This is a genomic window from Micromonospora sp. NPDC003776 (assembly GCF_053605645.1).
This window is the reverse complement of sequence record NZ_JBSGJR010000279.1, coordinates 1-8648: the sequence shown is the minus strand read 5'-3', so window position 1 is coordinate 8648 and position 8648 is coordinate 1. Positions and strand designations below refer to the sequence as shown.

Sequence of the window (8648 nt, the reverse complement as noted above, 5' to 3'; positions counted from 1 at the left end):
GGGCGGCGGTGGTGCCGGGCACCAGTCCGGCCAGCGGCGCGGCGATGCCCCACGGGGTCTCCTCGCCGATGGCGATGTTGCGGGGCGGGGCGAACTCCACCACGTGCGCCGGGCCGTTCAGCGGCAGCCGGTCGGCCCCCGCGGTCACCCGCACCGCCCGGCGGGCGGCGGCCAGCCCGACCGGTGAGCCGTCGCCACCCCGCACCGGGGCGGGCCGGTCCGCCCGCGCGGCGACGCTCCACGCGGCGAGCTGGCCGACCCGCTTCGCCGCCTCGGCCAGCCGCTCCTCGGGCAGCTCCCCGGCGATCACCGCGGCCACGATGGCGTCGCGCAGCTCGGCGGCGTCGGCCTCGGTGGCCCGCTCCCCGCCGATGCAGATCGCGTCCACGCCGGCCGCGAGGGCACGCACCGCGGCGCCGGCGAAGCCGTACCGGTCGGCGACCGCGCGCATCTCCACCGCGTCGGTCACCACCACGCCGTGGAAGCCCAGTTCGTCGCGGAGCAGCCCGCCGAGGATGCCCGGGCTGAGCGTGGCCGGCAGCTCCGGGTCGAGCGCCGGCACCAGCAGGTGCCCGGTCATCACCGCCTGCACCCCGGCGGCCACCGCGGCCCGGAACGGGGCCAGCTCGACCGCGTCCAGCCGGGCCCGGTCGCCGCCGATGCGGGGCAGGTCGTGGTGCGAGTCGACCCGGGTGTCGCCGTGGCCGGGGAAGTGCTTGGCGCAGGCGGCGACGCCGCCGGCCTGGAGTCCGCGCACCCAGGCGGCGGTGTGCCGGGCGACCAGGGCCGGGTCGGGGCCGAACGAGCGGACCCCGATGACCGGGTTGGCCGGGTTGGAGTTGACGTCGGCGTCGGGGGCGTAGTCGAGGGTGACGCCGAGGGCGGCCAGCTCGGCGCCGAGATCGCGGGCGACCTCCTCGGTCAGGCCCTCGTCGTCGACCGCGCCGAGAGCGAAGTTGCCGGGCCGCGAGCTGCCCCGCGCCGACTCGATCCGGGTGACGTCGCCGGCCTCCTCGTCGATCGCGACGATCACGTCGGGCCGCTCGGCGCGCAGCGTCGCGGTGAGCGCGGCGAGCTGGTCGTGGTCGACGACGTTGCGGGCGAACAGGACCACCGAGCCGAGCCCCTCGCCGAGCCAGCGGCAGACCCAGGCCGGCGGGGTGGTGCCGACGAACCCGGGTTGCAGGACGGCCGCGGCCAGGACCGCCAGGTCCGGGCTCGCTCCCACGATCCGCTCGCTCATGCGCTGTCGTACCCCCGTCTCCCCACGGCCCGCCGCCCCGGCGGTGCTGACATGGTCACACCCGCGTCCCTAAATAGTCAACATTCCTAACTGTTAGCTGCTGGCGGACCCGGCACCGGAGTGGGAGAGTGCGACCATGCACCCCGCGCTGCTCGCCGACGCCACCACCGCGGCCGACATCCCCGGCGTACGCCTGCTCGGCCTGGTGGTGGGAGGGCTCTTCCTGCTGATCGCGATCCGGGCGATGTTCCGCCGCTGACCGGCGTTCCGACCCCGCCCCGCGGGGGTACGGCGAGGGGATCCGTCCGTACCGGCGAGGGGGAAACGTGAAGATCGGCTACTTTCTGTCCAGCGAGGAGTACACCCCCGCGGAGCTGCTGGAACAGGCCCGGGGCGCGGAGCGGGCCGGGTTCGAGGCACTGTGGATCTCCGACCACTACCACCCCTGGGTCGACGCGCAGGGCCAGAGCCCCTTCGTCTGGTCCACCATCGGCGCCCTCAGCCAGGTCTGCCGGCTGCCGGTGACCACCGCGGTCACCTGCCCCACCATGCGCATCCACCCGGCGGTGATCGCCCAGGCCGCGGCGACCAGCGCGGTGCTGCACGACGGCCGGTTCGTGCTCGGGGTGGGCACCGGCGAGGCGCTCAACGAGCACATCCTCGGCGCCGCCTGGCCGCAGGCCGACGTCCGGCTGGAGATGCTCGAGGAGGCGGTCGAGGTGCTGCGCGAGCTGTGGCGTGGCGACTTCCTCAACCACCACGGGAAGCACTACAGCGTCGAGCACGCCCGGATCTACACCCGGCCGGACACGCCCCCGCCGATCTACGTCTCCGGCTTCGGCCCGAAGTCGATCGAGCTGGCCGCCCGGATCGGCGACGGCTACATCAGCACCATGCCGGACGCGGACATGGTCCGCCGGTTCCGCGACGCCGGCGGCGGGGACAAGCCCTGCCAGGCCGGCTTCAAGGCGGCGTACGCCGACAGCGCGGACGAGGGCGCGCGGATCGCGTACGAGCGCTGGCCCAACGCCGGGGTGCCGGGCGAACTGTCCCAGGTGCTCCCCTCGCCGCGGCACTTCGAGCAGGCCGCGCAGCTGGTCCGGCCGGAGTTGATGAAGGAGTCGTTCGTCTGCGGCAACAGCCCCGAGGCACACCTGGAGATGATCGACAGGTACGCGAAGGCCGGCTTCGACGAGGTCTACGTGGCCAACACCGGACCGCACTGGCCGGGCCTGTTCGACCTCTACCAGCGCGAAGTGCTGCCCCGGCTGCGCTGACCGGCACGGTTTCGGGGGTGATCGCCGGGGGTACCTGCGGCCACTGATGAGACTGACCACGCACTCCACGACGTTGCGCCGCGCGGCGCGCAGCCTCTTCGGCTGGACCGCGCTCCGGCCCAACCAGCTGGCCGCCATGCGGGCGGTGATGAAGCGACGCGACGCCCTGGTGGTGCTCCCCACCGGCGCCGGCAAGTCGGCGATCTACCAGATCCCGGCCAGCCTGATCCCCGGCCCCACGGTGGTCATCTCGCCGCTGCTGGCCCTCCAGCAGGACCAGATCGCGGCGCTCAACGAACGGCAGCGACCCGAGCTGCGGGCGGTGCGGATCAGCTCCGACGAGACCGCCGCGCAGCAGGCCGAGGCGATCGAGGAGGTCCGCCGGGGACGGGCCGAGTTCCTCTTCATCACCCCGGAGGCGCTGAGCAACCCGGACCGGATGGCCGAGGTCCGGTCGCTGCAGCCGGCCCTGGTGGCGATCGACGAGGCGCACTGCATCTCGGCCTGGGGGCACGACTTCCGCCCGGACTACCTGGCGCTCGGGCACCTGATCGAGGGCATCGGCCGGCCGCCCGTGGTGGCCCTGACCGCCACCGCCTCCCCGCCCGTACGCGACGACATCATCGCCCGGCTCCGGCTGCGTGAGCCGGAGGTGGTGGTCTCCGGGCTGGACCGGCCGAACCTCTTCCTCGAGGTGGCCCACTGCCCGACCGACGACTACCGGTGGCGCCGGCTGATCGCCCTGCTGCGCGACGACAAGCGCCCGGGCATCATCTACGTGCCGACCCGGCGGGCCGCGGAGGAGCTGGCGGGCCGGCTGACCGACGCGGGCTTCCCGGCGGAGTTCTATCACGGCGGCATGCCGACCAACGCCCGGCACGAACTGCACGAGGCGTTCCTCGCCGACCAGGTGCCGATCATGGTGGCCACCTCGGCGTTCGGCATGGGCATCGACAAGCCGAACATCGCCTGGGTGGTGCACATGGCGCTGCCCGACTCCCCGGACAGCTACTTCCAGGAGATCGGTCGCGCGGGCCGGGACGGGGAACCGGCCCGGGTGCTGCTGCTCTGGCGGGCCGAGGACGTCGGCCTGCAGCGGTACTTCACCGGCGGCCTGCCCGACGAGCGGGAGCTGCGGGAACTCGCCGCCCTGCTGCGCAAGCAGCCCCGCACCAAGAAGGAGCTGCGCGAGCTGACCGGCCTCGGCCCGCGCAAGCTCGGCCAGTACCTGTCCCTGCTGGAGCAGGTGGGCGCCGCCGAGCCCCGCTCCCGCCAACGCATCGGCGCCCCCCGGTACGCGCCGGCGGCCGCCGAGTCCGGCCGGGCGGCGCTCGCCGAGGCGGAGCGGCAGCAGGCGGTCACCCGGTCGCGTACCGACATGATGCGCGCCTTCGCCGAGACCACCGGCTGCCGGGGCCAGGCGCTGCTGGCGTACTTCGGCGAGCAGATGCACGACGTCTGCGGGCACTGCGACAACTGCCACGCCGGCACCAGCGTCGCGGACGACCGGGCGGTCGGGCCGTTCCCGGTGCACAGCCAGGTCCGGCACCCGGAGTGGGGCGCCGGGCTGGTGCTCAGCTACGAGGAGGACCGGATGACGGTGCTCTTCGACGAGGTGGGGTACAAGACGCTGTCGGTGCGCGTGGTGTCCGAACAGGGCCTGCTGACGCTCGACTAGCCTGACCCGGGCACCGCGGCGGTGCCCGTCGACAACGACGACCACGGCGAAAGGGGCTTGATCGTGATCGAGCAGCCGGCGTACACCGGGTTCGGTTTCTCCGACGAGGAGTGGGGCCTGCTGGTCGGGCTGCCGCAGGCGGTGCTCACCGCGGCGAGCGCGGCCGAGTCCGACGGCACCAAGCGCACCATGACCGAGAACGCCGCGGGGCTGGAGACCATCTCGGCGGGGCGGGAATCGGCCAGCCCGCTGGTGGCCGCCGTCGCCGGTGAGGTGGTGACCCGGGTGGGTGACCCGGAGGCCGGGGCGGAGCTGCCGGTCATCACGCCCGCCGAGCCGCAGGCGATGATCGACGACGTGCTGGCCCGGGCCGGCCAGGCGGCCGCCCTGCTGTCGGCCAAGGTGGACGAGGGGCAGGCCGGGGCGTACCGGCACTGGCTGGTGGAGATCGCCGAGCAGGTGGTCACCGCGGCGTCCAGCGGCGGCATCCTGGGGCTGGGCGGAGACGTGGTCAGCGACTCCGAGCGGCGCTTCCGGGACCGCCTCGCGCACGTGCTCAACGACTGACCCCACCCCTGTCGCACAATGGACGCCCCGCGGCGGTCGCGCCGGCCTCGCGGGGCGTCCGCCATGGTGGAGGGCGGACCACCACGGGGAGCATCATGGACGGGAAGCTGAACCGACACATCCTGGACACCGAGCAGGTGCCGCCGCCCGACCGGTTCGGGCTGTGGCTGGACCTGCTCGCCAACACCCCCGGGCTGGTGCGGGTACGCACCGAGCACGCCGACGACTTCGTCGCGCGGGTGGAGACCATCGAGCTGGGGCCCCTCCAACTGGTCCGCCACCGCTACCCCTCGCTGGACGCCGTCCGGACCCGGAAGCTGATCGAGCGCTCCGACGCGGACTGCTATCTGCTCGCGCTGACCCTCGGCGGCAACGCCAGCGTGGAGCAGGCGGGGCGGCGCAGCCTCTGCGGCCGCGGCGACCTGACCTTCTACGACTGCGCCCGCCCGCACGAGCTCAGCCATCACGGTAACGACCACGGGCGCGCGGCCTCGAGCTCCATCGTGGCCTTCATCCCGTACGACGCGGTGCCGGTGCCGCACGCCCGGCTGGCTCCCCTGTTCGCCGGGCGGATGTCCGGCACCGAAGGGATCGGGGCCCTGCTCGCCGACTACCTCGTCCAGCTCACCGCGCATCCCGAGCAGTACCACGCGGCCGACGCCGAGCGGCTGGGCGGCATCGGGCTGGACCTGATCTCCACGCTGCTGGGCCGGCACCTGGTCGCCGAGGACGCGGTGCCCACCGAGGTGCGGCGCCGGGCGCTGCTGGCCCAGGTCCGCTCGCACATCCGGCAGCATCTGGGGGACCCGTCGTTGAGCCCGCAGTTCATCGCGGCGGCGCACCACATCTCGGTCCGCTCGCTGCACCGGATCTTCGAGGAGGAGGAGAGCGGCGTCGCCGCGTACATCCGGCACCAACGACTGGAGCGGTGCCGGCGCGACCTCGCCGACCCGGCGCTGCGCGACCAGCCGATCCAACTCGTCGCCGCGCGCTGGGGGTTCCGGGACAAGGCCCACTTCAGCCGGGCGTTCCGGGCCGCGTACCAGGAGACCCCGCAGGCGTACCGGACGCGCCAGCTGGAACAGGCACGGATCGTCAACAGCGGGGCATCCGCGGTCAACTCGTAGCCGACATACTGGTGGCGGGCCGACCGCCGGGTGACCGGCGCGCGGCCCACTGGTATCGGGGGGCCGTGGCGAGGCGCCCGCGACGGACCGTCGCGGGCGGCCGCCCGGTGCCGACACCCGCACGGCGCCCCGGACGCTGCCGAACTCCGGCCCCGTCGTGCTTCCCCCCAGGACCGGCGACGGGGCCGGTCAGGCCGCCTCCTCCTCCAGCAGGGTCAGCACGGCCTGCTCCACCGACTCCCGGGGCATCTCCGGCGCCACCGGCGCGAGCACCCCGTCGTGGTAGAGGTCGACCACCCGAGGGTCCACGTAGGACGTCCGGGCCACGGTGGGGGTGTTGCCGAGCAGTTCGGCGACCGACCGCATCACCGCGGTCACCGCGCGCCTGCGGGCCGTGGCCGAGCGTTGCCGGCCGACCGTGGCCAGCTCGGTGGCGGCCAGCACGGTGGCGTGCCAGGTGCGGAAGTCCTTCGCGGTCATCTCGCCGCCGCTGGCGTCCCGCAGGTAGTCGTTGACCTCGTCGCTGCGCACGTCCCGCCAGGCCCGGCCGTCCCAGTAGCCGAAGAGGCGCTCCTGCGCGCGCCGCCGGCGGCGCAGGTTGGCCAGCACCTGGCACAGCTCCGGGTCCTCGATCCGGCGGACCTGCTCGATGCCGCCCTTGGCCGGGAACTCGAGGACCACGCAGCCGCGCCGGGAGCGGGCGTGCTCGGGACGCAGGGTGGCGACGCCGAAGGTGGGGTCGTCCCCGGTGGCGTACTGGTCGCTGCCGACCCGGAACATGCCCATGTCCAGCAGCCGGGTCACGGTGGCGAGGATCCGGTCCCGGCGCAGGCCACGCAGCGCCAGGTCGTGGTCGACCCGGTCGCGCAGCACCGGCAGCCGGTGCGCCACCTCCAGCACGTGGTCGAACTTGGCCTCGTCCCGCTTCTGCCGCCACTGCGGGTGGTAGAGGTACTGCTTGCGCCCGGCCGCGTCGATCCCGGTGGCCTGGATGTGCCCGTTGGGGTACGGCGAGATCCACACGTCCTGCCACGCCGGCGGGATCACCAGGTCGCGCAGCCGGGCCAGCTCGTCGGGGTCGCGGACCGGCTCGCCCTTCGCGTCGACGAAGAGCCAGCCCTTGCCGCGCCGCCGGCGTCCGTACCCCGGCCTGCCCGGATCACTACGCCGCAATCGCACCGGAGACCCGCACCGCCTGTTCCGCGTCGTCCACGGCGGCCAGCACCTGGTCCACCTCGATGGCCGCCAACGTCGGATGCGTTCCTACCCCGCCCCCAGCACGCCAATCCCGCTCGATTCCGGGCTCGTGCGCGACCCCGAGCACGCGGTGCCGGGGACGGTCCGGCGGCGGTCCCCAGTGCCCCGGGGGCACCGGGCCGAAGAGCACCACCGAGGCGGTGCCGTACCCGGTCGCCAGGTGGGCCACCCCGGTGTCCCCGCTGACCACCAGCCGGGCGTCGGCGACCAGGGCGGCCAGCTCGGCGAGGCCGGTCCGGCCGGCGAGCACCGCCGCCGGCGGGAGCCCGGCGGCGGCGGCCACCCGGCCGGCCAGCTCCCGCTCGTCCGCGTTGCCGGTGACCACCACCCGGTGGCCGCGGGCGACCAGCGCCCGGCCGAGCGCCGCGAACCGTCCCGCCGGCCAGCGCTTCGCCGGGACCTTGCTGCCCGGGTGCAGCACGGTGGCGCCGGCCGGCACCCCGGCGGCGGGCGGCCGGCGCAGCGCCAGGTCCGCCGGGTCGGCCGGCAGGCCGTACGCGTGCAGCAGCCGGCACCAGCGGTGGACCTCGTGCTCGTCGTCGTCCCAGACCGGCCCGCCGGGGTGTGGGGCCTCGCGGTTGCGGTAGGCGAGCAGGCGGCGGGGTCGGGTGGCGGCGAGCGCCCGGTGCGACTGCGGGCCCCGGCCGTGCAGGTTGACCGCCACCTCCGGCGGCGGGCCCGGCCACGCCAGCCGTTCCGGGCCGGCGGTCGGCAGCACCCGGTCGACCGCGCCGACCAGGTCGGCCAGCGGCGCCAGCCAGGCCGGCGCGGCCAGCACCAGCTCCCGGCCGGGAAAGGCGGCCCGCAGGCCGCGCAGCGCCGGCACGGCTGTGGCGAGGTCGCCCACCCCGAGCGCCCGCAGCACCAGGATCACGGGTACGAGGACTCCTGCTCGGCGCAGACCACCAGCTCCCGTACGGTGCAGCCAGCCGGCTGGGAGAGGGCGAACATGACCGCGGCGGCGGTGTCGGCGGGCTCGTTCAGCGCCGCGTCCGGCCCGGGGCGGTACTGCGCGTCCCGCTCGTCGAAGAAGGCGGTCCGCATCCCGCCAGGGATGAGCAGGGTGACCCCGACCGTGCCGGCCAGCTCGGCGGCGAGCGCCCGGGTGAAGCCGACCACCCCGAACTTGGCCGCGCAGTAGGCGGTGGCGTCGCTGACCGCCTTGACCCCGAGGGTGGAGGCGACGGTGACGATGTTGCCCCGGGACGCCGTCAGGTAGGGCAGGGCGGCCCGGATCACCGCCGCCGTGGCGAGCAGGTCCACGGCCACGATCCGCTCCCAGGTCTCGGCCGCGACGTCGGCCAGCTTGCCGGGGACGTCCATGCCGGCCGCGGTGACCACGGCGTCCAGGCCCCCGGAGCGTTCCGCGAGCTGCCGGGTGGCCGCCTCGGCGGCCCGGGTGTCGGCCAGGTCGCACTCGACCCAGGGCACCCCGTCGGCCGGCCGGTGCCGGTCCAGGACGAGGGGGCGACCGCCGGCCGGGGCCACCGCCGGGACCA

9 protein-coding genes are annotated in these 8648 nt (G+C 75.0%); 5 read left to right on the top strand and 4 right to left on the bottom strand.

The features are described 5' to 3' along the window. Positions 1-1243: glycoside hydrolase family 3 protein (locus ACWEVO_RS21560; RefSeq protein ID WP_452309324.1), on the bottom strand; the 1243-nt coding region annotated here is incomplete at its 3' end. Between the two features lie 136 nt (positions 1244-1379). On the opposite strand from ACWEVO_RS21560, the gene ACWEVO_RS21555 reads away from it, so the two are divergent. The 5 genes from ACWEVO_RS21555 to ACWEVO_RS21535 all read left to right on the top strand — a co-directional run bounded on the left by ACWEVO_RS21555 (position 1380) and on the right by ACWEVO_RS21535 (position 5892). Further along, complete coding sequence (locus tag ACWEVO_RS21555) at positions 1380-1502, top strand: hypothetical protein (protein ID WP_255352235.1); 123 nt, start codon at positions 1380-1382, stop codon at positions 1500-1502. Positions 1503-1569: 67 nt separating this feature from the next. Continuing rightward, positions 1570-2520: a TIGR03557 family F420-dependent LLM class oxidoreductase gene (locus tag ACWEVO_RS21550; protein ID WP_452309323.1), complete on the top strand. Its 951-nt coding sequence runs from the start codon at positions 1570-1572 to the stop codon at positions 2518-2520. Positions 2521-2566: 46 nt separating this feature from the next. After that, the gene (locus ACWEVO_RS21545; protein WP_452309322.1) at positions 2567-4198 is read left to right on the top strand and encodes a RecQ family ATP-dependent DNA helicase; all 1632 of its coding nucleotides are present in this window, start codon (positions 2567-2569) and stop codon (positions 4196-4198) included. Between the two features lie 63 nt (positions 4199-4261). Beyond that, the gene (locus ACWEVO_RS21540; RefSeq protein WP_452309321.1) at positions 4262-4765 is read left to right on the top strand and encodes a hypothetical protein; all 504 of its coding nucleotides are present in this window, start codon (positions 4262-4264) and stop codon (positions 4763-4765) included. 95 nt (positions 4766-4860) lie between these two features. Then, the gene (locus ACWEVO_RS21535) at positions 4861-5892 is read left to right on the top strand and encodes a helix-turn-helix domain-containing protein (RefSeq protein ID WP_452309320.1); all 1032 of its coding nucleotides are present in this window, start codon (positions 4861-4863) and stop codon (positions 5890-5892) included. 189 nt (positions 5893-6081) lie between these two features. Here ACWEVO_RS21535 and ACWEVO_RS21530 read toward each other — a convergent pair whose 3' ends face one another. The 3 genes from ACWEVO_RS21530 to ACWEVO_RS21520 form a co-directional block, all read right to left on the bottom strand. After that, on the bottom strand, positions 6082-7071 hold the full coding sequence (locus ACWEVO_RS21530; RefSeq protein WP_452309319.1) for a DNA topoisomerase IB: 990 nt from the start codon (positions 7069-7071) through the stop codon (positions 6082-6084). Then, the gene (locus tag ACWEVO_RS21525; protein ID WP_452309318.1) at positions 7055-8023 is read right to left on the bottom strand and encodes a glycosyltransferase family 9 protein; all 969 of its coding nucleotides are present in this window, start codon (positions 8021-8023) and stop codon (positions 7055-7057) included. Before ACWEVO_RS21525 ends, ACWEVO_RS21530 begins: the two co-directional genes overlap by 17 nt. Beyond that, the coding region (locus ACWEVO_RS21520; protein WP_452309317.1) for an SDR family oxidoreductase at positions 8020-8648 on the bottom strand (629 nt) is incomplete at its 5' end. The genes ACWEVO_RS21525 and ACWEVO_RS21520, both read right to left, overlap by 4 nt.